This is a genomic window from Cupriavidus cauae, assembly GCF_008632125.1.
GTDB lineage: Bacteria > Pseudomonadota > Gammaproteobacteria > Burkholderiales > Burkholderiaceae > Cupriavidus > Cupriavidus cauae.
Genome location: NZ_VWRN01000035.1, coordinates 252,875 through 279,182, shown reverse-complemented (window position 1 = coordinate 279,182; position 26,308 = coordinate 252,875). Strand labels below are relative to the sequence as shown.

The 26,308-nt window shown below is 68.5% G+C and carries 25 protein-coding genes; 10 read left to right on the top strand and 15 right to left on the bottom strand.

What is annotated here, in order from left to right; all coding sequences use genetic code 11:
* The 13 genes from F1599_RS14815 to sctV form a co-directional block, all read right to left on the bottom strand.
* Window positions 1-1,035, bottom strand: coding sequence for an EscU/YscU/HrcU family type III secretion system export apparatus switch protein (locus tag F1599_RS14815; protein ID WP_023264257.1), 1,035 nt, complete (start codon window positions 1,033-1,035; stop codon window positions 1-3).
* Window positions 1,036-1,044: 9 nt separating this feature from the next.
* Entirely contained in the window at window positions 1,045-1,842 is a 798-nt protein-coding gene (sctT, locus tag F1599_RS14810) for a type III secretion system export apparatus subunit SctT (RefSeq protein WP_043439419.1), read from the bottom strand.
* Entirely contained in the window at window positions 1,839-2,351 is a 513-nt protein-coding gene (locus F1599_RS14805) for a type III secretion protein HrpD (RefSeq protein ID WP_150083554.1), read from the bottom strand. The genes sctT and F1599_RS14805 overlap by 4 nt, the downstream gene beginning before the upstream one ends.
* Window positions 2,348-3,784: a FliI/YscN family ATPase gene (locus F1599_RS14800; RefSeq protein WP_150083553.1), complete on the bottom strand. Its 1,437-nt coding sequence runs from the start codon at window positions 3,782-3,784 to the stop codon at window positions 2,348-2,350. Before F1599_RS14800 ends, F1599_RS14805 begins: the two co-directional genes overlap by 4 nt.
* Before the next feature lie 55 nt (window positions 3,785-3,839).
* A complete protein-coding gene (sctL, locus tag F1599_RS14795) occupies window positions 3,840-4,448 on the bottom strand; it encodes a type III secretion system stator protein SctL (RefSeq protein WP_023264256.1) in 609 nt (202 codons plus the stop codon).
* Entirely contained in the window at window positions 4,430-5,296 is an 867-nt protein-coding gene (locus F1599_RS14790; RefSeq protein WP_150083552.1) for a type III secretion system protein SctK, read from the bottom strand. Before F1599_RS14790 ends, sctL begins: the two co-directional genes overlap by 19 nt.
* Window positions 5,296-6,141, bottom strand: a complete 846-nt coding sequence (gene sctJ / locus F1599_RS14785; RefSeq protein WP_223819651.1) for a type III secretion system inner membrane ring lipoprotein SctJ — start codon at window positions 6,139-6,141, stop codon at window positions 5,296-5,298. The genes F1599_RS14790 and sctJ overlap by 1 nt, the downstream gene beginning before the upstream one ends.
* Window positions 6,138-6,566: a hypothetical protein gene (locus F1599_RS14780; protein ID WP_150083551.1), complete on the bottom strand. Its 429-nt coding sequence runs from the start codon at window positions 6,564-6,566 to the stop codon at window positions 6,138-6,140. Before F1599_RS14780 ends, sctJ begins: the two co-directional genes overlap by 4 nt.
* A 101-nt stretch (window positions 6,567-6,667) precedes the next feature.
* Window positions 6,668-6,871, bottom strand: coding sequence for a hypothetical protein (locus F1599_RS14775; protein ID WP_006580119.1), 204 nt, complete (start codon window positions 6,869-6,871; stop codon window positions 6,668-6,670).
* Between the two features lie 112 nt (window positions 6,872-6,983).
* Complete coding sequence (locus tag F1599_RS14770; protein ID WP_223819650.1) at window positions 6,984-8,210, bottom strand: FHA domain-containing protein; 1,227 nt, start codon at window positions 8,208-8,210, stop codon at window positions 6,984-6,986.
* Window positions 8,210-9,883 (bottom strand): type III secretion system outer membrane ring subunit SctC, encoded by a 1,674-nt coding sequence (sctC, locus tag F1599_RS14765; protein ID WP_150083550.1) that lies wholly within the window; start codon window positions 9,881-9,883, stop codon window positions 8,210-8,212. Before sctC ends, F1599_RS14770 begins: the two co-directional genes overlap by 1 nt.
* A 180-nt stretch (window positions 9,884-10,063) precedes the next feature.
* A complete protein-coding gene (locus tag F1599_RS14760) occupies window positions 10,064-10,330 on the bottom strand; it encodes an EscS/YscS/HrcS family type III secretion system export apparatus protein (protein WP_149318284.1) in 267 nt (88 codons plus the stop codon).
* A gap of 3 nt (window positions 10,331-10,333) precedes the next feature.
* Window positions 10,334-12,469 (bottom strand): type III secretion system export apparatus subunit SctV, encoded by a 2,136-nt coding sequence (gene sctV / locus F1599_RS14755; RefSeq protein WP_150083549.1) that lies wholly within the window; start codon window positions 12,467-12,469, stop codon window positions 10,334-10,336.
* Between the two features lie 482 nt (window positions 12,470-12,951).
* Between sctV and sctQ the strand changes: the two genes are divergently transcribed.
* Together sctQ and sctR are read left to right on the top strand one after the other, a co-directional pair.
* Window positions 12,952-14,193 (top strand): type III secretion system cytoplasmic ring protein SctQ, encoded by a 1,242-nt coding sequence (gene sctQ / locus F1599_RS14750; protein WP_223819649.1) that lies wholly within the window; start codon window positions 12,952-12,954, stop codon window positions 14,191-14,193.
* A complete protein-coding gene (gene sctR, locus F1599_RS14745; RefSeq protein ID WP_006576043.1) occupies window positions 14,190-14,849 on the top strand; it encodes a type III secretion system export apparatus subunit SctR in 660 nt (219 codons plus the stop codon). Before sctQ ends, sctR begins: the two co-directional genes overlap by 4 nt.
* Window positions 14,850-14,965: 116 nt before the next feature.
* Here sctR and F1599_RS25860 read toward each other — a convergent pair whose 3' ends face one another.
* Window positions 14,966-15,124, bottom strand: a complete 159-nt coding sequence (locus tag F1599_RS25860; protein WP_265635469.1) for a DUF6726 family protein — start codon at window positions 15,122-15,124, stop codon at window positions 14,966-14,968.
* Window positions 15,125-15,344: 220 nt separating this feature from the next.
* On the opposite strand from F1599_RS25860, the gene F1599_RS14740 reads away from it, so the two are divergent.
* Together F1599_RS14740 and F1599_RS14735 are read left to right on the top strand one after the other, a co-directional pair.
* Entirely contained in the window at window positions 15,345-16,922 is a 1,578-nt protein-coding gene (locus F1599_RS14740; protein ID WP_150083583.1) for a L,D-transpeptidase family protein, read from the top strand.
* A 48-nt stretch (window positions 16,923-16,970) separates the two neighbouring features.
* The gene (locus F1599_RS14735; protein ID WP_150083548.1) at window positions 16,971-17,534 is read left to right on the top strand and encodes a YcbK family protein; all 564 of its coding nucleotides are present in this window, start codon (window positions 16,971-16,973) and stop codon (window positions 17,532-17,534) included.
* 47 nt (window positions 17,535-17,581) lie between these two features.
* Here the strand turns inward: F1599_RS14735 and F1599_RS14730 are convergent, their stop codons facing one another.
* Complete coding sequence (locus F1599_RS14730; RefSeq protein WP_150083547.1) at window positions 17,582-18,934, bottom strand: NAD(P)/FAD-dependent oxidoreductase; 1,353 nt, start codon at window positions 18,932-18,934, stop codon at window positions 17,582-17,584.
* A 139-nt stretch (window positions 18,935-19,073) separates the two neighbouring features.
* On the opposite strand from F1599_RS14730, the gene F1599_RS14725 reads away from it, so the two are divergent.
* The 6 genes from F1599_RS14725 (at window position 19,074) to F1599_RS14700 (ending at window position 26,303) form a co-directional block, all read left to right on the top strand.
* A complete protein-coding gene (locus tag F1599_RS14725) occupies window positions 19,074-19,955 on the top strand; it encodes an IclR family transcriptional regulator (RefSeq protein ID WP_190286360.1) in 882 nt (293 codons plus the stop codon).
* Between the two features lie 274 nt (window positions 19,956-20,229).
* Window positions 20,230-22,203, top strand: coding sequence for a PhoX family protein (locus tag F1599_RS14720; RefSeq protein WP_150083545.1), 1,974 nt, complete (start codon window positions 20,230-20,232; stop codon window positions 22,201-22,203).
* 180 nt (window positions 22,204-22,383) lie between these two features.
* The gene (locus F1599_RS14715) at window positions 22,384-22,956 is read left to right on the top strand and encodes an OB-fold protein (protein WP_150083544.1); all 573 of its coding nucleotides are present in this window, start codon (window positions 22,384-22,386) and stop codon (window positions 22,954-22,956) included.
* Window positions 22,957-23,263: 307 nt separating this feature from the next.
* Window positions 23,264-24,289 (top strand): LacI family DNA-binding transcriptional regulator, encoded by a 1,026-nt coding sequence (locus F1599_RS14710; RefSeq protein WP_263364044.1) that lies wholly within the window; start codon window positions 23,264-23,266, stop codon window positions 24,287-24,289.
* Between the two features lie 86 nt (window positions 24,290-24,375).
* Window positions 24,376-25,398 (top strand): ABC transporter substrate-binding protein, encoded by a 1,023-nt coding sequence (locus tag F1599_RS14705; RefSeq protein ID WP_150083542.1) that lies wholly within the window; start codon window positions 24,376-24,378, stop codon window positions 25,396-25,398.
* Window positions 25,399-25,469: 71 nt separating this feature from the next.
* On the top strand, window positions 25,470-26,303 hold the full coding sequence (locus F1599_RS14700) for an ABC transporter permease (protein ID WP_150083541.1): 834 nt from the start codon (window positions 25,470-25,472) through the stop codon (window positions 26,301-26,303).
* The last annotated feature ends 5 nt before the right edge of the window (window positions 26,304-26,308 follow it).

Genomic DNA, 26,308 nt, shown 5'->3' with positions numbered 1-26,308 from the left:
TTAGCCGCCCTTCGCCCAACGCATCAGGTCCGCCACCCGTTCGAACAGCGAGCGATCGATGAAGCGGTCCAGCGGCACCGTCAGATAGAGCCGCTGCGCCAGGTCCGAATCGAAGGCCGACGGGATCAGGTAGTCGGCCGCGGCCTGGCGGATGCGGGCCGCAACCTGGCCGCCGCCCTTGGCCACCACCTTGGGCAGCGTGCCGGGCCCGTCGTAGCGCAGGGCCACCGCGTACTGCGTGGAATACACGACCGCGGTGGACACCCGCACCCGCTCGCCGACGCCGAAGAACGCCGCCTCGAAGAACGCCGCGCGGCGGCGTCCGGCGATCATCGGGTCGCCCTGCGTGTCCTTGTACTCGCGCCGGTACTCCTCCACGCTCATGCGCTGGCGCTTCATGAACTCGTAGCGCTCGTGCACGTAGTCGATCACCGCCATGATCAGGTAGATCACCGCGGCCCAGCAGCACATCATCAGCAGGATATGGGCGATCAGCAGCAGGATCTCCGCCGGCCGCGCATAGCCGGTGCGTACGCCGTCCTCGATCGCGCGCAGCGCCAGCACATAGATCAGCCCGCCGAGCAGCGCGATCTTGATCACCGTCTTCAGCAGATTGACCAGATTGCGCACGGCGAACATCCGCTTGAGCCCCTCGGCCGGATTCAGGCGCGCCAGTTGCGGCTTGATCTGCTCGAACGCGACCAGCGGCCCGACCTGCACGAAGGCGCCGACGATGCCGCAGACCAGCGCGATCGCCGCGATCGGCAGCACGCCCATCAGCAGGAAGCGCGCCCCGGCCTCGCCAAGCGCCAGCATCTGCTGGTCGGCCAGATGCTGGTCGATCGCGCCCATCGCGCTCAGCCACAGCGCCTGGAACAGCCGCACGAAATAGCGGCCGAGCAGCCATAGCGCGATCAGCACCCCGAGAAAGACGAAGGCCGAGGTGACGTCGCTGCTGCGCGGCACCTCGCCGCGCTTGCGCGCGTCGTCGAGCTTGCGCCGTGTCGCTTCGAGGTTCTTTTCGCTATCGGCCATGGCGTGGCCTCACTGGACGCCCGCGCGTCCGCGCAGCAGGTCGATCAGCGCGTTGTCCGGCCGCAGGAAGCCCTGCAGCGTGTCCACCATCACCGACAGCATCAGCACCAGCATCAGGAAGGCGACCGTGATCTTGACCGGCTGCGCGAACTGGAACACGTCGAACTGCGGCACGAAGCGCGCGATCAGCGCGAAGCCCAACTCGACGATCACCAGCAGCAGCAGGATCGGCGCCGCCAGCTTGACGACCCACGAGAACATCGTGCCCGCATAGATATTGGCGAACTGGAACGACGACAGCGACACATCGGGGCCGAAGGACATCACCGGCCAGAAGGCAAACGATTCAACGATCACGCCGGTCATCGCGAACAGGCCGCCGAACGAGGCAAACAGCGCGATGCCCAGATGGGACAGCAGGTTCTCCATCGGCCCGTCCTCCTGCTGCGTCACCGGATCGAAGAAGGTGGCGTTGCCCGACCCGGTCTGGAAGTCGATCAGCTCGCCGATCATCTGCAGCGCGACGAAGAACAGCCCGAACGCCATGCCCAGCAGCAGGCCGATGAAGGCCTCCTTGAAGATCAGCAGCAGCCAGAGGCCGCCGGCCACCGCGTCGATGTCGACGCGGGCGCCCGGCGAGACGAACAGCGCGATCGCCAGCACGATGCCATTGCGGGCGACACCCGGGATCGACTGGTGCGACAGGAACGGCACCACGGTAAACGCCGTCAGCAGCCGCGGCATCACCATCAGGATGGGCATCACGGTCTCGCGGCCCCACTGGAAAAAGATCGCCGGATCGATCATGCCTTGATGCCTGCCCCCATGCTCCGCTGCCAGACCCGCAGCGCGGCCTCCTCGGCGGCCTCTTCCTCGCGGCGCTCGATGTCGGCGCGTGCCGCGGCCTGTTCGCGGTCGATCAGTTCGCGCGTGCCGGTCAGGCGAGCCTGCGCCTGGGCCCACAGCCGACGGCTCTGCTCGAATTCGGCGCGACGCTGGCCGGCGATATCCAGCGCCTGCGCCAGCGCGGCGTTGGCGCGCGCGATGCGGGCGTCGAACGACGCCTGCCACGCCTGGGCATCGAGCAGCCCCGAGATCGCGACCCCCTCCTGCGCGGCGCTCTCGCGGAGGCGCTGCAGGAAGGCTGCGCGCTCCGACAGCGCCGCGCGTACCGCGCCCTGTGCCGCCTCGGCGGCCCGCATGCCTTCGAGGAAGGCATCGCGCTTCTGCCGCATCTCGCGATGCGCGTCGTCGTGGCGGCGTTCGCGCACGCGTTCGAGCTGGCGCAGCGGTACCGTGGTCGATTGGCCGTTCATCGTTTGGCCTCCTGCTGAGCGGCGGCGCGCCCTGCAGCGGCCATCGTCGCCGTGGCCGCCGTCGCGGGCATCGCCGCCGGGGCCGGCGGCGTGATCGCGCGCTCCAGCGTCCGCAGCGTGGTCTCGTAGTTGTCGAGCCTGCCCGCCGGCTGGGCCAGGAAGGCGCGGATCTGGCCGATCGACGCCACCGCGGCGTCGGCCACCGCATCGGCGCCGGGACGGTACTCGCCGATCTGCAGCAGCAGCTCGAGCTCGCGGTACTTGGCCAGCAGCTCGCGCAGCCGGGCCGCGTGGCGGGCCTGCTGGTCCTCGACCACGTGCGGCATCACGCGGCTGACGCTGGCCAGCACGTCGATCGCCGGATACTGGCCGGCGCTGGCCAGCTTGCGCGACAGCACGATATGGCCGTCGAGGATCGAGCGGACCTCCTCGGCGATCGGATCGCTGTCGTCCTCGCCCTCGGTCAGCACAGTGTAGGCGGCCGTGATCGAACCGCGCGCGGCGGTGCCGGCACGCTCCAGCAATTGCGGCAGCATCGAGAAGACCGACGGCGGATAGCTGCGGCGCGTCGGCGGCTCGCCGCTGGCCAGGCCAATCTCGCGCTGCGCGCGCGCCAGCCGCGTCAGCGAATCGACCAGCAGCAGCACGCGCTTGCCCTGGTCGCGAAAATGCTCGGCGATCGCGGTCGCCGTATACGCGCACTTGACGCGCTCCATCGGCGCGCGATCGGAGGTGGCGACCACCAGCACCGTGCGCGCCAGGCCGGCGTCGCCGAGGCTGTATTCGATGAACTCGCGCACCTCGCGGCCGCGCTCGCCGACCAGCGCCACCACGTTGACATCGCTCTGCGCGCCGCGCGCCAGCATGCCGAGCAGCGTGCTCTTGCCTACGCCCGGCGGCGCGAAGATGCCGACACGCTGGCCTTCGCCCAGCGTCAGCAGGCCGTCGATCGCACGCACGCCCGTCGGCAGCGGCGTGCGGATCAGCGCGCGGGTCAGCGGATCGGGCGGCTCGTTCTCGACCGGCACCTGGCTCACGCCCACCAGCGGACCGCGGCCGTCGATCGGGCTGCCCAGCGCATCGAGTACGCGCCCAAGCAGCGCGGCACCGGCCGGGCAACGATAGCCATGCATCTGCGGCACGACCTCGGTCACCGCCGACACACCGGTGGTGCGCCCCAGCGGCGTCAACAGCGCGGTCTGCTGCTCGAAGCCGACCACCTCGGCCAGCAGCGGCGGCTCGCCCGGCGTGACCAGCTGGCAGATCTCGCCGACATGCGCCTGGATGCCGGTCGCATTGATCAGCATGCCGACCGCCTTCGAGACGCGCCCGCGCATCGCCACCGGCGTGAAGTGGTCGAAGGCGCGTTCGAGATCGAGCGCGGCGTGCTGCAGCGCGGCCTTCAGGTCGGAGGTGGGGAGCGGGTCGGCCATGGGTCGGGGAATAAAAGACGCGGCGTGATGCGATCGGTCGGGCATGGGCAGGGAATCAACCCGCCTGCACACGGCGCGCAAAGGCTTCGAGCTGGGCCTGCAGCCCCACCTCCATCGTGCCGGACGGGGTCAGGATGCGGCAGGCGTCGGGCTCCAGGCTCGGCTCGACCACGACGTTGGCGCGGCGCGGCCAGTCCAGCGTCTCGGCCATCGCGTCGAGCAGGTTGCGCACCGCCTGCTCGCGGCCCAGCGGAATCTGGATGGTGATGAAGGGCTCGCTGCGGACCAGCACGTCGATCCGCTGCAGCGCGACCTCGAGGATGATGTCCGGATCGAGCTCGCCGGCGATCTGCTGGACCGCCTTCATCACGATATTGGCCATGGTCCGCCGCATCGCGCCGAGCTGGCGCTCGGCCTCGGCCGCGGCGCTGACCTGGGCGGCGGCGTGTTCGGCCTGCGCCTTGGCCCACCCCTCGCGGTAGCCGTGCTGGCGCCGCTGCTCGGCGTCACGCTGCGCGTCGGTGGTGATGCGGTGCGCCTCGCGGCGGGCGGCCTCGATGACCTCGGCCGCGTCCATCAGGGCCGCGTACTCCGCCTCCTTGAGGACCTTGCGCTCGGACAGCAGCTGCAGGTTCTCGCTGGTAATCAGAAAAGCCAGTGCCATGTCGGAAACCGTTCGGGAATCAGATTGAGCAGCAGCAGCTCGCGCAGCTGCGCGGCCTGCGGACGGCTCAGCGCGGGCACCGGCAGTGCGGCGAGCCGGCGCGGAAACTTGCGGCGTACCGCGTTCAACAGCGCGGAGGCGACATCGCCCTGGGCCGCACCGCCTTGTACCGCGCCCCCTTGTGCCGGGCCCCTTTGTGTCGCGCCCGCCGCCAGCGGCAGCGTCTGCACCAGGCCGCACAGCAGCCGGTAGCCACGTTCGGCCATCACGCGGGCGGCGGACGACGGCCGCGCGCGGATGGGATCGAGATTCATCGGCAGGTCCGGCAGGTCGGGCACGCGCTTCAGGATGAAGGCCACCGCCTGCGGATCGAAGCGCCGCGCGGCGCGCCGCAGCCGGTAGGGCACGGTGCCGATCAGCGGCTGGGCCAGCGCCCCCAGCCTGCCGTCGAGCTGCTGCGCGAGACGGCTGCGTTCGCTGGCAAAGCCCGGCTTGTGCACGGCCATGCCGCACCAGATGGCGAGCAGCCGCAGCGCGCTGCGATCGAGCAGCACCAGACGCGCCAGCGGGTCGCCGCGTCCATCGAGCAAGGCTTGCAGCAACAGCGCGCGCGCACGCTCGTCGCCGCCGCCAAGCGCCAGCGGCCCAGCCAATACCTGCGCAGCGGCCGCGCCGAAGCGGTCAGCGCTGCGCAGCGGCAGCGGCCATTCGCGCGGCAGCCAGCTCGGATGCTGGTGCGCGAGCGGACGCTGCGCGAAATCCGCGACCGCGCGGGCCAGCGCAAGCGAGCGCACATGCGAGGACGCATGCGCGGCATGCGGCAGACCCGGCGCGGCCAGCGCGGCCATCAGGCACGGCTCCTCATCGATGACCGTGCCCCCAGGCGGCCCAGCGCCTGGCGCAGGCCGCCGCGTTTCCACGCCAGCACGCCGAGGCCGGCCAGCGCCAGCGCGGCGATCACCGCCCCGGCGATCGCGGCGAAGCGGCCCACCGGAAAGCCCTGGCTGGCGGGCGCGCGGGCGACCGGCCCGATCGGCGTAAACGGCCGCGCCTCGACCAGCGACAGCGAAACCTTGTCGTGCGTCACGCCCTCGATGCTGTGGGCGACCATGTCCTTGACCGTCGGCACCAGCAGCCGCAGATCGGTATCGGGACGATGCTTGATGAAGACCGCCGCGGAAGACGGCCGGATCTTGTCCGACAGCGGATCGGTGGCGGGGATCACCACGTGCACCCGCGCCGTGACCACGCCGTCGATATTGCGCAGCGTCTCCGACAGCTCCTGCGACAGCGCGAAGATGTAGCGCATGCGCTCTTCGGTCGGCGTCGCCACCAGGCCCTGCTTCTGGAACACCTGGCCCAGCGACGAAAAACGTTCGCCCGGCAGCCCTTCGCTGCGCAGGATTTCGAGCGCAGCCGGCAGTTGCGCCTCGTCGACGCGCACGCTCCAGCCGGTCTCGCCGGCGCGCACCTTGTCGGCGTCGATGCCCTCGGCGGTCAGCACCGCCAGCATCTGGTTCGCTTCGGCCTCGTTGAGCGAGGCGTACAGGTCGACGCGGCAGGCGGCCAGCAGCAGGGCCAGTGCCAGCGGGGCAGCACGGGCAACACGGCAAACACGGCCGACACCGGCAACATTGGCAAGCCGCGGCCGGCGCGCAGCCGGCATGGACGAAGCCGCAGGGATCGGCGTCATTGCTGGTTCTTGAGCAGGCTGTTGAACAAGTTGGTGCCCGCGCTGCCGATGCTCGACGTGACATGGATCGACGAGAACAGCTCGAGCGATTCGGTCTGAAGCATCATGGCCTGATACACCACGTCGCTGGTGCTGCCCTGCTGGATCGCGGTGAACATGCTCTCGCGCATCTCGTCGAGCCGCGCGGCCTGGCGTGCCGCCTCTTCGCCCGCCGACACATAGGTGGTGCGGATCGCGGCGCCGAGCGAGGACGTGCTCGGCTCGCTGGCCGTGGTGCCGCCGGCGGCGCCATGCTGCACCATCTCGGCGAAGGTGCGCGCATCGGCCGGATCGGCGGCCTGGTTGCCCTGCGGCGCCTGCTGGTGCGCGGACACGGTAGCCGCCTCGGCGGCAGCGCCTTGCGCGGCGATCGCGGTGGGATCCATCGCTGTTCTCCTGGACTGAAATGAGAGACAAGCCGGTCAGGGTGCGCGGCGCGCCGGACCGGCCTCGCGGCCGTCCGGCGACGCGCGCGACCCCGCCGCCGTCAGTTGGTCCTCGACGTCTGCTTGACGTCCTGCATCGCGCCCTGGACCAGGTTGGCCTTCTGGGTGTTGTGCGCCATTTCGCTGCTGACCACGGCGTTCTGACGGGTCAGCGTGTCCTGCAGGGCCATGATGTTCACCGAGAACTCCTGGGCCTTCTGCTGGATTTCCTGCATCTTGGCGTTCAGATCGACTTCACCAGCCATTTCCATCTCCTTCGTCAAGTGGTACTGCCAAACACTCCGCATCGGCGATGCGGAACCGATCTGCCGCGGCCACTTCAAGAAAACAAGGGACCACGGCGAATGCCAGCGGCGCTCAGCGCTGCGGCGGCGGCTCGCCGCCCTTGCCTTCCTTCAGCACCAGACCGTCCGCTTCGATCTTCTCGATCTCGGCGCCGTTCTTCAGCACCGCCCCTTCGAAATACCGGCTGCCGTTCGCGAGCTGCACGTAGCGCGTGCCGTCGCCGTTATCGGTGATGCTGACCACGCGCGCGGGAAACACGCCCTGCCAGTTGTCCCAGCGGCCTTCGCGCAGATGGCGCCGGCGGCTGTCCGCAGTCTCGCGGTAGTCGATGCGATCGGACACCAGCACGCCCGGGTGCAGGTCCTCGATCACGCGCTTGACCTTGTCGCGGCCGGCCACCGGGTCCGCCGTGCCGGTCAGCACCACGCGGCCGTTGCCCTGGTAGGCGATGCCCACACCGGGCTCGTCCACGTAGCGCTGGATATGCTCGATGATGTCGTCGGCCGATCTGACCTGCTGCTGCACGCCGCGCCCGAACGGCGCCAGCGCCTGCGCGATGCGCTGCCGGTCCACCCGCGAATTGACGAAGCCGCGCACGGTGACCGCGCCGTTGGGCAGCGACACCACCTCCAGTTCCGGATAGCCCGCGACGGTCTCGCGCACCGCGGCGGGGTCCACCTGCGCGGTACGGGCAAAGCCGCCGTCTTGCGACAGCGTGGCGGCGAGCCAGCCGGCGCCGATCAGCAGCGCCACCACCAGCACGCCGATGCCGCCCAGCACCCAGCGGCTGGACCGGCGCACCGGCTCGTCGCTGTCGTCGCGCGCGGCGCGGCGGCCCGATTCGGCCCAGGCGAATAGCGTGTCGGTGGTCTCTGACGCCGCCGGCGCGGCGCGCAGCAGCTCCATGTCGAGCGAGCCGACCGTCAGGATGTCGCCGCCGGCCAGCGCGATCACGCGCTGCGTGGTGTCGCGGCCGTTGACCTTGACCTGCGCCTCGCCGATGCGCTCCGCCGAGACCGCCAGCTCGCCGACATTCAGCACCAGATGGCGCGGCTGCACGTCGTCGCCTGGCACGCTGATGTCGACGTCGCTGGCGGCGCCCAGCACATTGGCGCCACGCCGCAGCGAGATCACGCGGCCGTAGACGGCGCCGCCCAGCAGCCGCAGCGTCCAGCCGCCAACGCCGGCGTCATGGTGCGGCCGATCGGCCCGCAAATCGGCGCGCGAATCGGCGCGCGGCTCGCCGTGCGAACCGGCGAGCGGATCGACTTGCGATTCGACGTGCAAGGCGGCGGCCATCAGCTCATCCCCGGCATCACCAGACGCGGTGTCAGCAGGTAGAAGCGCTCCATATTGGCCTGGCGCTTCTCCTGGTACTTGAACAGGTTGCCGATGATCGGCACGTCCTGCAGGAACGGCACGCCCGACGACGCGCGCAGCTTCTCCTCGACGGTATAGCCGGCGATCAGCAGGCTCTTACCCTCATCGACCATCGCCTGCGTGGTGATCGAGCGGCGCCGCACGATCGGGATGTTGTCGACGGTCTCGCCGGACAGGTCGCCGTCGGCGATATCGATGCTGAGCATCACGGCGCGCCCTTCCCGCTCGTCGATCACCAACGGCGTCACGCGCACCGCGGTACCGGCCACCACGTTGAACAGGCCCGCGTCCTGGAAGCCGTCGACGCGCACATAGAACTCGCGCATGTTCTCCAGCGCGGCCTCGGTGTTGTCGAGCGTCAGCACCTTGGGGCGGGCGACGAAGTTCGCCTGGCCGCGCTCGGCCAGCGCCTTGACGCGGGTCAGCAGATAACGGGTGACGTCGTTGCCGATTGCGCCGGTGAACTGCAGGCCCGAGCCGGCGGTATTGCCGGTGGTGCCGCCCTCCGAGCGGGCATTGCCGAAGGTCAGCGGCGAACCGCCGCCACCGCCGAGCTGCAGGTCGACGTGGCGCGTATGCAGGCGCCAGTCCACGCCCAGGCTGTCCAGGTTCTCCTGGCTGATGTCCATGATCGTGACCTCGATCTCGATCAGGCGCGGCTTGATGTCGAGCGACGAGATCAGGCGCTGGTACTGCGCCATCCGTTCCGGCACATCGCGCACGATCACCGCATTCAGGCGCGTGTCGGCCTGGAACTGCGGCAGGCCGCCGAAGCCCCAGTTGCCGAAGCCGGGCTGGCCGATGCCGGTGGAGCTGTCGGCCATCGACTCCAGCACCTGGCGCGGATTGGCCTGCGGCAGCGTCATGTTGTTGGCGCCGCCGCTGCGCAGCTCGGCCATGCGGCTGGCGCCGCGGCTCGGGCCCATGCTGACCGGCGTGGTGGCGGTACCGGCGCGCTGGCGTCCGTACAGGCTGCGCAGCACCGTGACCACGCCCGGCACCGTGATGTCCTTGCCCGAGCGGTTGATGCGGAAGTCCGACGCCCACGAATACTTCAGCGGAAAGATCTGCACCTCGGCGCGGTCGTCGTTGACGGCGCGGTCGTCGAAGGCGCGCACCGCGGAACGCACGGTCTCGACATAGCGCTTCGGCCCCGACACCATCACGGTGCCGTCGTCGTCGTTGATCGTGATCGGATAACGCGAGTCGATGACCTGCATGTGTTCCAGCGCATCCTGCAACCGGTCCCCCGCCCCGCGCGCGAATGGAATGACCTCGCTGCGCGCTTCGCCGGCCGGCTCGATATAGAGCAGCGAGCCGTCGTAGTAGTAGGTCAGGCCATAGCTGGCGCAGACGCTGCGCAGGATCGACAGCGGCGAATCGGAGAAGCGGCCGCTGATGGTGCCGTCCACGCGCGAATCGACCACCGCGGTGGTGCCCTGCGTCGACGCCAGTTCGCGCAGGAAATCGGCCACGCGCTTCTCGCTGGCCGAGATCTGGAACGGCTTGCCGGGCCAGTTCAGGTCGGCGGCGTGCAGCGGCGCGATGGCGCCGAACCACAGGGCCAGCAGCAGCGCCAGCGCCACCACCATGCGCAGACCGACCGCATATCGCGGCGTTAGTGGCTTCTTATCTGTCGACGGACCGCCTTGCATTGCGCCCGCCATGGCCAGACATCGAGGTCCGAACCGTTCGCTTGTCAACATATCCTCCCCGGTTTTCCACTGCATCAGTGTGCGTAACTGCCCTGCGAATCTGTCGTCGAATCTTCGTTATAAAAAGGTCAGCATCGTCTGGATCGCCCGCTGCGAGAACCGCATCACCTCGCCGCCGAGCCAGCCGCCCAGCAGCACCAGCGACACCAGCACCGCGATCAGCCGCGCCGAGGTGCCGATGCTCTGGTCCTGGATCTGGGTGACCGCCTGCAGCACTGCCACCACCAGCGCTACCAGGGTGCCGATCAGCACTACGGGCAGCGTCACCCACAGCACCACCAGCAGCGCCTCGCGCGTGATATCGAGAATGGTGTCGGCGCCCATCGCTTACTCGACCTCGGGATTGCGGATCCAGCCGACCGGCACCAGGCGCACGTCCTCGTCGACTTCCTGATAGGACAGCACCGGCAGGCGCGGCGCGACCGGCTCGATCAACCGCTTGATGTAGCGCCGCACGTCGACGCTGACGACCACCACCACGCGGGCGGCATTGGCCTTCTCCAGCAGCTGGCGCAGCTGCTCGCGGATCTCGCGCGTGACGTCGTGACTCAGCAGCAGCAGGTTGCCGCGCGCGGCCTTCTCGATCGCGCCCTGCACGCGCTGCTCCAGCGCGGGCTCGAACAGCACCGCGTCGATCGCGCGTTCGCCGCCGACATGGCGGCTGGTGATCAGGCGGCCGAGATCGACGCGGACCAGCTCGGTCAGCGCGATCGCATCGGTTTCCTTGGGCGCCCACGTCACCAGGCTCTCGAAGATCGTGCGCAGGTTGCGGATCGGCACGTCTTCCTGCAGCAGGCGCCGCAGCACCTCGGTGACGCGCTGCAGCGGCACCACGCGGGCCAGTTCCATCACCAGGTCCGGGGCCTCGGCCTGCACCACGTGCATCATCTCCTGCACGTCCTGGATGCCGAGCAGCGGCGCGGCATGCTGCTTGATCACGGCGCCGACGTGGACGGCCAGCACTTCCTCGCACGACAGCGTCCGGGGTGCGCCGGGCGCGGGCACATCACTGGCGGTTTCGCGGCCGCCGCGGCCGGCGGGCTTTTCCTGCGGAATCCAGACCGCCTCGGCGAACGGCCCGAACGGCGCGCCGACCACCGCGCGGCCCTGGTCCACCAGCGCCCGCGACCCCGGCTCGACCAGCTCCATGCCGGGCCGCAGCGCGCCGCGCGAGGCCACCACGTCCTGCACGCGGATCGCGTAGGCGTCGGGCTCGCCCAGCGGGCGGTATTCGATCCGCAGGCGCGGAAAGACCATGCCCAGGTCCGACTCGACCTGGCTCTTGGCGATCGTCATGCGCTGCTCGAACTGGCGCATGTCGAGGCGATCGCGCAGCGTCGGGTCCAGGTCCAGCGCCAGCGCGGGCGCCACGGCCGAGCGCGCGTCTTCTTCCTTGCGGTCGTCCGGCATCTCGATCCACGTGACCGTGCCGGCGGTACGCTGGCCCCGGCGCATCAGCCAGTAGCCGCACCCCGCCACCACGAGCGCCATCGTGGCAAAGGTCCATTTGGGGAAGCCCGGTACCACCAGGAACACCGCGATGGCGACGCCCGACACCAGCAGCGCCTTCGGCTGCGCCAGCAGTTGGCGGCCGATCACGGTGCCGAGGTTGGCGGCGCGGCTGTCGCTGTCGTCCGACGACACGCGCGTGATGACGACGCCGGCGGCGATCGAAACCAGCAGCGAAGGAATCTGCGACACCATGCCATCGCCGATGGTGAGGATCGCGTAGCGCTGCAGCGCGTCGCCGATGCTCATGTCCTTCATCAGCGTGCCGATCGTGATGCCGGCCAGGATATTGACCAGCGCGATGACGACGCCGGCGATCGCATCGCCCTTGACGAACTTCATCGCGCCGTCCATGGCCCCGTGCAGCTGGCATTCCTGCTCCAGCTCGCGGCGCCGCTCCTGCGCCTGCGCGGCGCTGATGGTGCCGGCGCGGACATCGGCGTCGATGCTCATCTGCTTGCCGGGCATCGCGTCCAGCGCGAAACGGGCACCGACCTCGGCCACGCGCTCCGAGCCCTTGGCGATCACGATGAACTGCACGATCGCGATGATCAGGAACACCACGCCGCCGACCACGACGTTGTTGCCGACGATCAGCCTGCCGAAGGTCTCGATGATGTGGCCCGCATTGGCGTGCAACAGGATCAGCTTGGTCGACGCGATATTGAGCGAGAGCCGCAGCAGCGTGGTGAACAGCAGCAGCGAAGGGAAGGTCGACAGCGACAGCGGCGACGGAATATAGGTGGCGACGATCAGCAGGGTCAGGCTGATGCCCAGGTTGATCGTCAGCATCAGGTCCAGCAGGAAGGTCGGCAGCGGCAGCACGAACAGCGCGATCACCGCGAACAGCAGCAGCGTCAGCGCGATGTCGGACTGGCGCGAGGCCGCCGCAGCCATCTGCTGCAGGCCTGGCGCGGGGCCGATCCCCTTGGTGAATCCCGACAGTTTTGCCATGACGCGGTATGTGGGCTGCTGCGATGGTTCGATCGGCCGTTCGCCGGGACGGGCCCGGACTGTCCGCGCTCGATGGCGCTACCTGGGTGAAGGCCACGCGGGCCACACGCGCCACGCAGGCCGTGCCGCCGCGGCGCACCCCTGGCGAACGGTGAGCGCAGTGTATGGCGGCTGCGCCACGCGACCAATACCGAGGATTCGTAGCGGCGGGGCTGCGGACGGGGCGGCCGCAGTCCCCACTACCAAGGCTCGTAGTGGACGGGGCTGCACCTGCTTCCGTATCGTTCTTCCCGTATTTCCGTCTTGTTTATTTCGGTCTCGCTTGTTTCGGCCTCACCAACTGGCTGCGACCGCCGCGGGCCTCGCCGCCGCCGGCGGGCCGTGCCATGCCTCTGCCATCCATGACGTCCATTGCGCTCAGCGAACCTCCTGCGTCGGCAGGTCCCATGTCGGCGGGCCGCCGCGGGCCTGCCCGTGCGCGCGTGCGGCTGCATCGCCCAGGCAGCGGCGAGGCGGCGATCCGCGAGCTGGACGCCGCGCCGGAGCTGCCGCACGTCGAGGCGGATGTGGCGGCCCTGGCCAATCGCCTGCTGTGCCGGACCGCGCCGCTGCGGGTACGCGTGGCCGGCGCCGACTGGCTGCTGTATTTCGAGCCGCAGGGGGGCCTGGCGGCGGGCGGGTTGGCCTCGTCCAGCGGCGGCGCCAACCTCAACACCAACGCCTACGCCAACGGCGGGGGCAACGTCAGCGCCAACGCCTACGCCTTCACCCTCGGCGAGACGCGCGGACAGTTGCTGTTCGATGTGCCGAGCGAACGCCGCCTGCTCGGCGTGGAGGGTGCGGCGGAGACGCTGCCGGCCCTGCTGCGTCAAGCCTTGATGGCCGATGCCCTGGCCCCCGTCGCCGACCTGGTGGCGGCCACGGCCCGGCAGCCGTTCGCGTGGCACGGGGACGGCGGCGGCCTCCGCTCTGGCGCGCCGTGCTTTGGGCTGACGCTGCGGCGCGTCGGGGATGGAGCCGGTGGCGCCGATGCGGGCAATGCAGGCAATGGCGGCAACGACCGCCATGTCGCGGCCGCCAGCGAGACGCTGCACGCCACCCTGCAACTGGACGAGCCCGAGCGCCTCGGCGCGCTACCGCTGCTGCAACGCGAGCCCGACGCCTCGCTGCCGCCGTGGCTGGCGCAATTGCAGGTGCCGCTCGCCGTGCGCATCGGCACCACCGCCATCGCGGTCGGCGAGATGCGCGACATCCGTCCGGGCGACATCGTCGGCATCGAACACTGGCAGACGCATGGCGGCGCGCTCGCGGTCCATTGCACGACCGGTGCCGCGGGCCTGGGCTGGCCTGCGCTGGCCGAGGGTCGCCGCATCACGATTCAACGCCCGACCGGCGCCCCCGCCGCGCCGTCGGCTCACGGAGACAGCATGGAAGACCGCAACAACGGGCAGCGCGAGCTGCCCCATCCCGACGCCGCGCCGGCCGCGCTGGACCGGCTGGAAGAACTGGAGGTCTCGCTGCGTTTCGAGGTCGGCGATGTCTCGCTGGCGCTGGCCGACCTGCGCGAGGTGCGGCCCGGCTATGTGTTCGAGCTGCCCCAGCCGCTGAAGCAGAGCGAGGTACGCATCGTCGCCGGCGGCCGCATCCTCGGCACCGGCACGCTGATCGCGGTGGGCAACCGGCTCGGCGTGCGCGTATCGAGCTTCGCCGCGGGCGACGCATGAGCGGCAATCTGTACAACCCGGTACTGATCCTCACCGTCATCCTGGCGTTCGGCATTGCGCCGTTCGTCGCGCTGATGGTGACGAGCTATACCAAGCTGGTGATCGTGTTCGGGCTGCTGCGCGCCGCGCTGGGGCTGCAGCAGGTGCCGCCCAATATGGTGCTCAACGGCATCGCGATCATCCTGACCGCGTACATCATGGCGCCGATCGGCGCCGATGCCTTCGACGCGATCGAGCGGCGCGCGCAGAGCAATGCGCCGTTCAACGTGGGGGATGTGGTCACCGTCTACGACTCGGTCAGCGGGCCGCTGAAGGAATTCCTGATCAAGCATACCGAGGAGCGCAACCGCACCTTCTTCGTGCAATCGGCCAAGCGGATCTGGCCCGAGGGCCGCGCCGACGATCTGCAGCCGGACGACATGATGGTGCTGATCCCGAGCTTCACGCTGTCGGAGCTGACGCGCGCGTTCCAGATCGGCTTCATCATCTATCTGGTCTTCGTCGTGGTCGACCTGATCGTGGCGGCGATCCTGCTGGCGCTGGGGATGTCGATGATCGCGCCAACGACGATCTCGGTGCCATTCAAGCTGCTGCTGTTCGTGATGCTGGAGGGGTGGACGCAGCTGATCCAGGGGCTGGTGCTGTCGTACCGCTAGGGCGCTGCGGCTGCGGCATCGGCGGCGACCTCGCTCTCGGCCTCGGTCGGTCACCGCCGCCTCAGTCAATCACCTCGGCCCCATCACCACCTCGGCCTCAGTCAATCCCCTCAGCCTCAGTCGATCACCTCGGCGCAGGCATCGGTCGGCAGCGCGGCGACATCGCCGATCACGGGCACGATCTTCAGGCCCGCGGAGGCGACCCGACAGGGGGCGGCAAGCACGCCGCAGCCACCCAGCGCAAAGACGGTTGCAAGGACCAGCGGCAACATCATCAGCAATCGTTTCATCGGGCACGGCCTCGTCAGCGGGAACGCGCATTGTGCACGATTCCTTGCCTGCCGGCATCCTGGGCTAGCATATGGACTGGTACGCCATTCCGGATCCCTGATGACTGTTGCCGAAACGTCCCACCTGCACGCCCTGCAATCGCCCTTCCCCGTTCTGCTCGCCCGCTGCCGGCGCTGGTATGCCGGCGCGCTGACCGCCTTGCCGATGGTCCTGCTGGCCGCCCTGCTGGCAAGCTTCGCCACCGGCGCACTGGCCCAGCCCCTGTGGTTAGCCAATGGCAAGCCGACTCCCGCCGCGCAGCAGGCGGTGGCCGCGTTGGTCAATGCACCCGCCGACGGCCTCGATGCCGAGGACTACGATGCCAACATGCTGCGCGACGCCGTCGCCAAGGCCGCCAATGGGCCCGCGCTGGCACCCGAGGCGGCCGATCGCCTCGATGGCGCCCTGACCGCGGCGATGCAGCGCTACCTGTCCGATCTGCACCGCGGCCGCGTCGACCCGCGCAAGGTCCATGCGAACTTCAATATCGCCGAGGAAAAGCCGTTCGACCCGGACAGCTATCTGCGCGCGGCGTTGGCGGCGAACCGCCTGCCGGCCGCGATCCGCGAAGCCGCGCCGACGTTCCCCCTGTATGGCACCTTGCGCGATGCGCTGGCCCGCTACCGCCAGCTCGCCACGCTGCCCCACTGGAAAACCCCGCTGCCCGCGCTGCCCGAAGGCAAGCTGACCGAGGGCAAGAGCTACGAGGGACTGGCCGCAATGGCCCAGCGCCTGACCGCGCTCGGCGATCTGCCCACGGGCACACCGGTTCCGGCGACCTATACCGGACCGCTGGTGGCCGCGGTCAAGGCGTTCCAGGGCCGTCACGGCCTCGAAGCGGACGGCGTGATCGGCCCGGCCACGCTGGCCCAGCTCAATACGCCGCCGTCGGCGCGCGTGCGGCAGATCGTGCTGACGATGGAGCGGCTGCGCTGGACCCCGCTGGCGGAGGGCTCGCGCATGATCGTCGTCAATATCCCCGAGTTCATGCTGCGCGCCTACGAGTTCCACGAGGGCAAGCTCGATATCCGGCTGGAAATGAAGGTGATCGTCGGCAAGGCGCTCGACACGCGCACGCCGCTGTTCAAGGAGGACATGCGCTATATCGAGTTCAGCCCGTACTGGAACGTGCCGCGCTCGATCGCGCAGAAGGAAATCATTCCGCGGCTGCAGCGCGATCCGGCCTATTTCAAGCGCCAGGGCTTCGAGTTCGTGGCCGGCAACGAGGTCATCAAGCAGCTGAACGCGGCCAATATGCAGGCCGTGCTGGACGGGCAGATGCGCATCCGCCAGCGGCCAGGGCCGCTGAATGCGCTCGGCGACATCAAGTTCGTGTTCCCGAACAACCAGGCCATCTACCTGCACCACACGCCGGCGCCGCAGCTGTTCAAGCGTGGCCGGCGCGACCTGAGCCATGGCTGCATCCGGGTCGAGGATCCGGTCGCGCTTGCGAAGTTCGTGCTCAAGGACATGCCGGAATGGACCGAGGAGCGGATCCGGCAGGCGATGGGCGCCGGCAAGGCCAGCACCGTCTCGCTGGTCAATCCCTTGCCGGTAACGTTGGCTTATGGCACGGCCATCGCAAGAGCCGATGGACGGGTATACTTCCTCGCTGACATTTACGGCCAGGATAAAGTGCTCGGCCAGGCGCTGCAGCAGCGCGCCGCGCGCCGAGCCTCGCATACGCCGGCCGTCAGGGCCACGCCGCCGGCCAACCGCGCGGCCAGCGCCCCACCCTCCTGAGCTCCTGAGACAAGCAACATCGAGCCAAACGAGCTAGAACATCACATCATGACGTATTCACGTGATCCGGCACGGCGCCGCTTCCTGCAACGCACTGGCGGCCTGGCGCTGAGCGCCGGCCTGACGGCCCTGGCGCCCAAATTGGCGCTGGCCAATGTGCCGGGCGCGCGCGCGCTGGCCTTCGACCACACCCACACCGGCGAGCATCTGTCGCTGGTCTACGCGATGGGCGAACAGGTCCTGCCGCAGGCCCACCTGAAGCTCAATCGCTTCCTGCGCGACCACTATTCGGGCGACGTCGGCACGATTGATCCGGAGCTGTTCGGCGTGCTGTACCAGCTGCGCACGGTGCTGGGCAGCGACAACCCGTTCCAGGTCATCTCCGGCTATCGCAGCCCCAATACCAATTCGCGCCTGCGCAAGACGCGCGGCGGCGGCGTGGCGAAGCACAGCCTGCATATGGACGGCAAGGCGATCGACATCCGCCTGCCCGGCGTGGCCCTCGACGACCTGCGCGACGCGGCCGTATCGCTGCAGGCCGGCGGCGTCGGCTTCTACCGCAGCGAGAACTTCATCCACATCGACACCGGCCGCGTGCGCCGCTGGGGTTGAACGTTACGCGGCCTTCAGCGCGGTGGTCCCGGCCCTGAAGGTTCGCTTCAGCGATCAAGACGCTGCGCCGCCTTGGCGGGCGCAACGGATCCTGGCGCGGCGGTTGAATCCCCCGTCTCCGGGAACGCCGGGACCGAGCGACCTTCCGCCTCGATCCCGACTCCCAACATCCGATCGGCAATCCGATACGCCGTATTGACCGAGTCCGTCACGCCCAGGTGGCCGTGCCCGACTGCCAGCCACAGTCCGGGGTGGCCATCCGCCGGCCCGACGATGGGCACCGAGTCCGGCATGCAGGGCCGATGGCCCATCCAGCGGGCCGGCGCCGGATCGTCCAGCCCGTCGAATGTCTCGCGCGCGATGCGCTCCAGCATCGCCGCGCGGCGCATGTCGGGCGGCCGCGACCGCCCGCCGATCTCCACCGTGCCGCCGACGCGCAGTCCCTCCTCCATCGGCGTCACGAAGACCTTGCGGTCCGCCAGCACCACCGTGCGCGTTACGGCGCGCGCGGCGTCGCGAAACTGCACGTGATAGCCGCGCTGGCTTTCCAGCCGAATTTCGAGCCCCAGCGGCGCCGTCAGCTTGCGCGACCACGCGCCCGCGGCCACCACGACCTCGTCGAAGCATTCGTCCTCGCGGCCATCCGCCTCCACCACGCACCAGCGCGGCCGGCCCGCGAAGTCCGCGCGCCGCAGCGCGCGAACCTCGGTCCTGCGCCACTGGCCGCCGCGTTGCTCGAACGCCCGCACGATGGCCTTCACATAGCGCCCCGGATTGACGATGGTCGCGTGATCCTGCAGAAAGACGCCGACCTGATAGCGCTTGCCGACATTGGGCTCCAGCGCCTCGATGCCGGCGCGGTCCAGCGTCTCGAACTCGTAGCCGAATGCCTTGCGCATGCGCCAGGAGGTGACGTCCTTGTCCAGCGCCCCGGCATCGGGGTACAGATGCAGATGCCCGCGCTGCATCAGCAGTTCGGGCGCGCCGATCTCCTGCGTCAGCTGCCGATGCCGCTGCACCGCGTTGACGTGGATGGCATGCAGCCGCTCGGCCGCTTGCTCGACGCGACGCGGCGACGCCGACGCGATAAAACGCAGCAGCCAAGGCAAGGCCCGCGGCAAATACGACAACGGCAGATACAGCGGACTGCGTTCGTCCAGCAGCATCTTCGGCAACGAGGCGAGCACGCCCGGCATCGCCAGCGGCGCGACCGAGCCCGGGCTGATCGCCCCGGAATTGCCGTAGCTGCAGGCTTGCCCCGGCTCGTCACGATCGATCAGCGTGACCTCGGCCCCGCGCTTCTGCAGTTCGTACGCGATCGCCGACCCGACGATGCCGGCTCCCACCACGGCAACGCGTGGCGGGCGGGACGGTGGGATCGGCGCGTTCTGATGTTCCATGGGAATCGGTGTATGGGTGGATGTCTTGACGGCTTCGAATGTAAGTGGCTCACTATCGCGGGCGCAATAGCGGATATCGGTATGCGATATTTGCGGCGAATCACCGCGGGAGAATGGGGAAATGGGGACGGCGAAGGCAGTGCGGGGATCGAAAGCCCGGATCGCGGCGGCGAACGGCGGTGGCAGGCATCGCGATCAGCGCAGCAATGAGCGAGGCGATGAGCGAGGCGATGAGCGGGGCAACGACAGCCGCTTCGCCAATCCGCTCTTTATCGCCTCGATCGGCAAGGCCTTCGAAGTGCTCGAGCGCCTGGCCGACATCGGCCGCCCGGTCGGCCTGACCGAGCTCTGCCAACACGCGTCGCTGAGCCGCAGCGCGTTGCAGCGCATCACCCATACGCTGACCGCGCTCGGCTACCTGCGCCAGGACCCGAAAACCCGGGCGTTTACGCTATCGGGCAAGGTGCTGCACCTGAGCCACGCGATGCTGTCCAGCGATTCGCTGCGCGACCGCGCCCTGCCCCATCTGGAAGACCTGAATCGCCGCACCGCCGAGACGGTCAACCTGATGGAGATGGAAGGCGACGAGATCGTCTATGTGGTGCGCTTTCCGGGCTTTCGTGCCGTCAGCGTCGATCTGCACGTCGGCTCCCGTCTGCCGATCCACTGCTCCGCCGCTGGGCGCGCCATCCTTGCCGAAATGGACATCGAAGACGCGATGCGGCTGCTCGCACGCGTGCCGCGCCGCGCGATGACGCCGCATACGCGCACCGAGCTGTCCGACTTGCGCACGGCCCTGCAGACCGCGCGCAAGCGCGGCTATGCGTTGAACGATCAGGAGTCCTTCATCGGCGATATCTCGATCGCCAAGGCGATCCTGAACCGGCAGCGCGAGCCGATCGGCGCGGTGAACATCGCGGTGTCGACATCGCGCTGGACGGTCGAGGAAACGCTGCGGCAATTGCTGCCGCAGTTGCTGGTCACGGCACGCGCGATCGAGCGGGACGTCAATGCGCGCTGAGGACGTTGAGGGGCACTGCCGGCGCTGAGAGCGCGTTGCGGCCGCTGCCGCCGCTGCCGCCGCTGAGGACGCTGAGGGCGCTGAGGACGCTGAGGGCACGGAGGCCACCGAGGGCACCGCGCGGGCCGAAGGCCATCCACCCCGCTGTCAAAAAACTGTCATCAACGCTGCCTACCATCCCGACTGCGCTCCGAAGAGCGGTCCCACTCGATGCCCGGCCACCCGCCGGGCATCGTCGTTTGCAGCGTCGAACTTTCAGATTGCTTTCAACAACATGAAGCCAACACCGAATCCATCTCGCCGCACCATTCTCAAATTCCTCGCCACCTCCCCGATGCTGCCGCTGGGCTCGGCCTCGGCCGCACTGCTGGCCGGCTGCGGCGGCGACGACGACGCGGACACCGCGCCGAACCCCGGCACGCCGACCGCCACCTTCACCACCGCCGAATTCATCGGCATGAGCGCCCCGACGCTGGCCGCGCCGGCGGCCATGGCCACCACCACGGTCGGCTCCGAACTGAAGGTCTCGTTCAGCGACGGCAGCAGCCAGACCTACAAGCTCGCCTATCAGCCCTTCTTCATCACCGGCGATAAGGTGCCCGACGGCAAGGGCGGCACCGTCGTGGCCGGCGGCTACTTCGACATCCACAACCAGCCGATCGTCGACCGCTCGGTGCCCGGCAGCGAGCGCCAGTTCTTCTCCGACTGCGTCGACGGAAGCTCGCTGCTGACGCTGGCGGACGCCAACGTGCCGGGCGTCAAGGGCAAACCGGTGTTCGCGGTCGTGCAGTTCGAATACACCACGCGCGACCAGGCCGGCGCCTCCACCTACGGCATGCTGCCCTCGCCGATCGCGATCCTGACGCTCGACCAGGACCCGGCCACCGGCAAGCTGACGCTCGTCAAGTACCACAACGTCGATACGTCGTCGGCGCGCGGGCTGTGGATCACCTGCGGCGCCAGCCTGTCGCCGTGGAACACGCACCTGTCGAGCGAGGAATACGAACCGGACGCCTTCACGATCGCGTCGAACACGCAGTTCCAGCGCTTCAGCAGCTACACCTTCGGCGACCCGACCGCGGCCTCGCCGTACGACTACGGCCATCTGCCCGAGGTCACGGTGAACCCCGACGGCACCGGCTCCATCGTCAAGCACTACTGCCTGGGCCGGATCTCGCATGAGCTGGTCTGCGTCGCGCCCGACGAGCGCACCGTGCTGATGGGCGACGACGCCACCAACGGCGGCGCCTTCATGTTCATCGCCGACCGCGCGCGTGACCTGTCGTCCGGCACGCTGTACGTCGGCAAGTGGAATCAAACCTCGGGCACCGGCCCGGGCTCGGCCACGCTGAGCTGGATTCCGCTGGGCCACGCCACCAGCGACGAAATCCGCGCGCTGGTGCGCGGCGGCATCCAGGCCACCGACATCTTCGACGTCAAGACCACCGATCCGGGCGATACCAGCTATACCCGCATCCCGTTCAATGGCGGCTTCCAGTGGGTCAAGCTGATGCCCGGCATGGAAAAGGCCGCGGCCTTCCTCGAGACGCACCGCTACGCGGCGCTCAAGGGCGGCAGCCTGGGATTCACCAAGTGGGAAGGCACGACGATCAACGCCCGCGACAAGGTCGCCTATATCGCGATGTCCCGCATCGAATCGTCCATGCTGAACGGCTCGGGCGGCGTCAAGGTCGAAGGCCCCTACTCCGGCGCGGTCTATGCGCAAAACTTGCGCGGCGGCCAGGCGGATACCACCGGTGCGCCCATCAATTCGGAATGGGTGCCGGTCGATATGGCCGCCGTCCCCGAACTGATCGCCGAAGACTTTGGCGGCGGCAAGCTCAAGCAGCAGGACGCGCTGGGCAATTTCGCCAACCCGGACAAGATCGCGACGCCAGACAACCTCAAGTTCTCGGAAAAGCTGCGCACGCTGTTTATCGGCGAGGACAGCAATACCCACGTCAACAACTTCCTGTGGGCTTACAACGTCGATACGAAGAAGCTGTCGCGCGTGTTGTCGACGCCGGCCGGCGCGGAATCGACCGGCCTGCATGCGGTCGACGAGATCAATGGATGGACTTACGTCATGAGTTCGTTCCAGCATCCGGGGGATTGGGAATCGCCATTGCATGACATCGTCAAGCCGACGCTCGATCCGCTGGTTCGGGCCAATTACAAGGATCGGTTCGGGGCGGCAGTGGGATACATCACGGGCGATGCCACTTCGGTGAAGTTGGCGAAGGGATAAGCCTCAGACGCGTCAAAAGAAGCCCGGGCGAGAGAAATCGCCCGGGCTTTTTTATTGACGTCCGGGTCTCACGCCGACCGCGAAGCGGATGTTGAAAGGAAAGACGACTAGACTGTCGCCCTCGGCTGCATCCCGCATGCCGTGCCCCCCGAGGGGGCCGGCCCTTTCACCTATCCCTCAATGACTGACAAGACCCGACAAATCGCCATTGCCCTGATCCTATTGGCGGTCATCGCCATGCTGTGGCTGGTGGGCAACGAGCAGAACAATGCCAGCGACACCGCCTCCTCTTCCGTTGCGGAGGCGTCGCAGGTTCCATCCGCCAGCGCGGCGGGCGGCATTTACCGCGGCGGCACACTCGAACCGTTCAGCATCGACCCAACGCGATCCGCCGATCGCCTGCAGGTGTACCAGGCGGCCGCGATCCTGCAAGACTATCGCGAAGATCGCGACAGCGCCGATCAACGTTATCGCGGGGCGTACTTCATCGTCGAGGGCGTGGCCAGCGGGATTCGACGCGAGGGCGATACGCGGGTCTATCTCGATATCCGCACCACCGACCCCGATCAGCCGGTACGCGCGAACCTGCTGGAACAGCAGAACTGCGGCGCCGCGCGGCCGGTCTGCGAAGTGGAAGCGCGCGCCACGATGGTCCGGCGCGGACAGAAGGTCGCGGTCGAGTGCTCCGGTGCGGGCATCGTGGGTACCACGCCGGTGCTCGACGGCTGTCTGCTGCGGGGCGGCGCCAATTGAGCTGAAGAGATCCGGGGCCGGCCGCCTTCCCGAACGCCTTCCTGCTGGGCCTTCCCCCAGTTTCATCCTGCTGTCATTTGCGCCGCGCACAATCGCCCCTGTTCGGCCACCGATGCCGATCGCATGACCGCGCCGGCTTTTTTGCGGCGCACCGCACCACCGGTTGTCCTTGACACCGGTTTTTTTGCGGCTTGAATGAAAACGTTTTCATTTAACCCCCCACCCCGGTTCCAGCCGAATGCCTCGTAAACCCGCAGCCCTCGCCACGTCGTCCGCGTCGCCCACGCCGTCCAATGGCGCGACCCTGATGAACGTTGCGCAGGCGGCGAGCGTGTCGCTGGCCACGGCATCGCGCGTGTTCAGCAATCCGGAACTGGTCCGCCAGGACACCGCCGAGCGCGTGTTGCGGGCGGCGGGCGAACTTGGCTTCCGCCCCAACCTGTTGGGTGCCAAGCTGCGGGCGCAGCGCACGCGCATCGTCGGCGTCATGCTGCCGACGCTGGAAAATGCGGTATTTGCCGAATGCTGGCGCGGCATCGAGGAGGCAGCGCTCGCGCAAGGCTATTCGCTGATGCTGGTGACCAGCCGCTACGACCCCGCGCGCGAACGCGAGCGGATCGAATATCTGCTGCGCCATCGGGTCGACGGCATGGTGCTGACGGTGGCCGATGCAGCCCGCAGCGCGGTGCTGGACCAACTGGATGCGGAGCGCGTGCCGTATGTGCTCGCGTACAACCAGGGGACGCGCCGCGGCAAACACTACTGGGTATCGGTGGACAACCGCGTCAGCGCACGCGCCGGCGTGGAGACGCTGATCGCCGCCGGGCATCGGCGCATCGCGGTGGTATCGGGCGCCTTCGCCGCATCGGACCGCGCCAAGCAACGCTATGCGGGGTATCAGGACGCGATGCGCGCGCATGGCCTGGAACCGCTGCCACCGCTGTCGCTGCCGGCACACACCCCCACGCATACGCCGGAGGAGGCCGAGCACATTCGGCGCCTCGTCACCGCGCCGCGCGGATCCACGGCGCTGTTCTGCACCAACGACATGCTGGCGATCGGCGTGATATCCATTCTGAAGCGCCTGGGACTGTCCGTACCCGGCGATATCTCCGTGCTCGGCTACGACGGCATCGAACTGGGCCAGCTGCTGGAGCCGCCGCTGTCCACGGTCGTGCAGCCCAACAACGAGATCGGTGCCCGCGCGCTGGCTTGCCTGCTGGCACGGCTGAACGCCGCCGGCGCCGACGCCGCACCGGACCGTGGCCCGCCACGGGCAACGCTGCTGCCGCACGCGATCCGCGCGGGCGCCACCGTCGGACCACCCGCCTAGCACCCGGCGCAGCCGAACCGGCGCGCTTCACTCGCATCGACTTATGCCGTTTTCCACCACCGTCGTACCTAGAAAAGGAGTGCATCATGCAATCGACTTCGTCCTGGCTGCGCCGCTTGCGCTGGGTGCTGCCCACGCTCGGCGCGGTCGTATTCAGCCACGCCGCGGCCGCGCAAACCGCCATCTGCTACAACTGCCCGCCGGAATGGGCGGACTGGGCTGCGCAGATCCGCGCGATCAAGGAAAAGACCGGCGTCACGGTGCCGCACGACAACAAGAACTCGGGTCAGTCGCTGGCCCAGATCGTCGCGGAAAAGGCCAACCCGGTGGCCGACGTGGTGTATTACGGCGTGACGTTCGGCATCCAGGCGCAGAAGGAAGGCGTGACGGCGCCCTACAAGCCGGCCAACTGGAATGACATCCCGGACGGCCTCAAGGACCCGCAAGGCCACTGGTTTGCGATCCATTCGGGCACGCTGGGCCTGATGGTCAACGTCGATGCGCTGCGCGGCAAGCCGGTGCCGCAATCGTGGGCCGACCTGCAGAAGCCCGAGTACAAGGGCATGGTGGGCTATCTCGATCCGGCCAGCGCCTTCGTCGGCTATGTGGGCGCGGTGGCGATCAACCAGGCCCTGGGCGGCTCGCTCGACAATTTCGGCCCGGCGCTGAAGTTCTTCAAGGACCTGCAGAAGAACCAGCCCATCGTGCCGAAGCAGACGGCGTATGCGCGCGTGCTGTCCGGTGAAATTCCCATCCTGCTGGACTACGACTTCAACGCCTATCGCGCCCGCTACAAGGATCGCGCCAATGTCGCCTTCGTGATTCCCAAGGAAGGCACGCTGGTGGTGCCCTACGTCATGAGCATGGTCAACAAGGCGCCGCATCCGGCCGAAGCGCGCAAGGTGCTGGACTTCGTGCTGTCCGACGCCGGGCAGGCGCTGTGGGCGAATGCCTATCTGCGGCCGGTACGGGCCAAGGCGGTGTCCAAGGAGGTCGAGGCGCGCTTCCTGCCCGCTTCGGACTACGCCCGCGCCAAGACCATCGACTACGGCAAGATGGCCGAAGTCCAGAAGGCCTTCAGCGACCAATACCTGAAGGAAGTGCGCTGACGCAGCGCCGGGGCGCACGTCGCTCCGGCCCGCCCTTTTTCCGGCTCACTTCGGATGGAGACACCCTCACCATGCGCCGTCGCCCCTCTTCACCCAACGCCCGCACGCTGATCGTCTTTGCATTGCCGGCGCTCATCGTTTTCCTGGCGTTCTTCTGCCTTCCAATGGCCAAGCTGCTGGCGGTCAGCGTGGCGGGCGACGACGGCGCCGGCGTCTATTGGACCGTGCTGTCCAGCCCGCGCTATCTGCACAGCCTGCTGTCCACGGTGCTGCTGTCGGCATCGGTGACGCTGGTCACGCTGGCGATTGCCGGCGTGGCAGGGACCTTCCTGCAGCGGCATCCGGTGCCCGGCAAGTCGGTACTGGTTGCCATGCTGACCTTTCCGCTGGCATTCCCCGGCGTGGTGATCGGCTTCATGGTCATCATGCTGGGCGGCCGCAACGGCCTGCTCGCTTCGATCGGCGATCTGCTTGCCGGCGAGCGCTGGACGTTCGCCTATGGCATGGCGGGACTGTTCGTCGGCTACCTGTATTTCTCCATTCCCCGCGTGATCCTGACCGTGATGGCGGCCGTGGAGAAGCTTGACGCCTCGCTGGAGGAAGCGGCCCGCTCGCTCGGTGCCAACCGGTGGCGCGTGGTGCGCGACGTGATGCTGCCCGCGCTGATGCCCGCCCTGATCTCCAGCGGCGCGATCTGTTTTGCCACCAGCATGGGCGCGTTCGGCACCGCGTTCACGCTGGCGACGCAGCTCGACGTGCTGCCGCTGACCATCTACAACGAGTTCACGAACTACGCCAACTTCGGCATGGCCGCCGCGCTGTCGATCCTGCTCGGTGCCGTGACATGGGCCCTGCTGGCGGTGGCTCGGCATCTGTCCGGCAACGCGGTTGCCGCCACCGCATAGGAGCG

What these genes read in the sequence shown, in the direction of transcription:
- F1599_RS14720 (WP_150083545.1), top strand. Translation starts at nt 20,230, where the DNA reads ATGAAGCCAACACCGAATCCATCTCGCCGCACCATTCTCAAATTCCTC.
- sctL (WP_023264256.1), bottom strand. Translation starts at nt 4,448, where the DNA reads ATGGCACTGGCTTTTCTGATTACCAGCGAGAACCTGCAGCTGCTGTCC.
- F1599_RS14790 (WP_150083552.1), bottom strand. Translation starts at nt 5,296, where the DNA reads ATGGCCGCGCTGGCCGCGCCGGGTCTGCCGCATGCCGCGCATGCGTCC.
- F1599_RS14710 (WP_263364044.1), top strand. Translation starts at nt 23,264, where the DNA reads ATGAACGTTGCGCAGGCGGCGAGCGTGTCGCTGGCCACGGCATCGCGC.
- F1599_RS14740 (WP_150083583.1), top strand. Translation starts at nt 15,345, where the DNA reads ATGGTCCTGCTGGCCGCCCTGCTGGCAAGCTTCGCCACCGGCGCACTG.
- F1599_RS14770 (WP_223819650.1), bottom strand. Translation starts at nt 8,210, where the DNA reads ATGGCCGCCGCCTTGCACGTCGAATCGCAAGTCGATCCGCTCGCCGGT.
- F1599_RS14760 (WP_149318284.1), bottom strand. Translation starts at nt 10,330, where the DNA reads ATGGGCGCCGACACCATTCTCGATATCACGCGCGAGGCGCTGCTGGTG.
- F1599_RS14780 (WP_150083551.1), bottom strand. Translation starts at nt 6,566, where the DNA reads ATGGATCCCACCGCGATCGCCGCGCAAGGCGCTGCCGCCGAGGCGGCT.
- F1599_RS14705 (WP_150083542.1), top strand. Translation starts at nt 24,376, where the DNA reads ATGCAATCGACTTCGTCCTGGCTGCGCCGCTTGCGCTGGGTGCTGCCC.
- sctR (WP_006576043.1), top strand. Translation starts at nt 14,190, where the DNA reads ATGAGCGGCAATCTGTACAACCCGGTACTGATCCTCACCGTCATCCTG.
- F1599_RS14730 (WP_150083547.1), bottom strand. Translation starts at nt 18,934, where the DNA reads ATGGAACATCAGAACGCGCCGATCCCACCGTCCCGCCCGCCACGCGTT.
- F1599_RS14715 (WP_150083544.1), top strand. Translation starts at nt 22,384, where the DNA reads ATGACTGACAAGACCCGACAAATCGCCATTGCCCTGATCCTATTGGCG.
- sctC (WP_150083550.1), bottom strand. Translation starts at nt 9,883, where the DNA reads ATGGTGGTGGCGCTGGCGCTGCTGCTGGCCCTGTGGTTCGGCGCCATC.
- F1599_RS14735 (WP_150083548.1), top strand. Translation starts at nt 16,971, where the DNA reads ATGACGTATTCACGTGATCCGGCACGGCGCCGCTTCCTGCAACGCACT.
- sctJ (WP_223819651.1), bottom strand. Translation starts at nt 6,141, where the DNA reads ATGACGCCGATCCCTGCGGCTTCGTCCATGCCGGCTGCGCGCCGGCCG.
- sctV (WP_150083549.1), bottom strand. Translation starts at nt 12,469, where the DNA reads ATGGCAAAACTGTCGGGATTCACCAAGGGGATCGGCCCCGCGCCAGGC.
- F1599_RS14775 (WP_006580119.1), bottom strand. Translation starts at nt 6,871, where the DNA reads ATGGCTGGTGAAGTCGATCTGAACGCCAAGATGCAGGAAATCCAGCAG.
- sctT (WP_043439419.1), bottom strand. Translation starts at nt 1,842, where the DNA reads ATGATCGATCCGGCGATCTTTTTCCAGTGGGGCCGCGAGACCGTGATG.
- F1599_RS14800 (WP_150083553.1), bottom strand. Translation starts at nt 3,784, where the DNA reads ATGGCCGACCCGCTCCCCACCTCCGACCTGAAGGCCGCGCTGCAGCAC.
- F1599_RS14805 (WP_150083554.1), bottom strand. Translation starts at nt 2,351, where the DNA reads ATGAACGGCCAATCGACCACGGTACCGCTGCGCCAGCTCGAACGCGTG.
- F1599_RS14815 (WP_023264257.1), bottom strand. Translation starts at nt 1,035, where the DNA reads ATGGCCGATAGCGAAAAGAACCTCGAAGCGACACGGCGCAAGCTCGAC.
- F1599_RS14700 (WP_150083541.1), top strand. Translation starts at nt 25,470, where the DNA reads ATGCGCCGTCGCCCCTCTTCACCCAACGCCCGCACGCTGATCGTCTTT.
- F1599_RS25860 (WP_265635469.1), bottom strand. Translation starts at nt 15,124, where the DNA reads ATGATGTTGCCGCTGGTCCTTGCAACCGTCTTTGCGCTGGGTGGCTGC.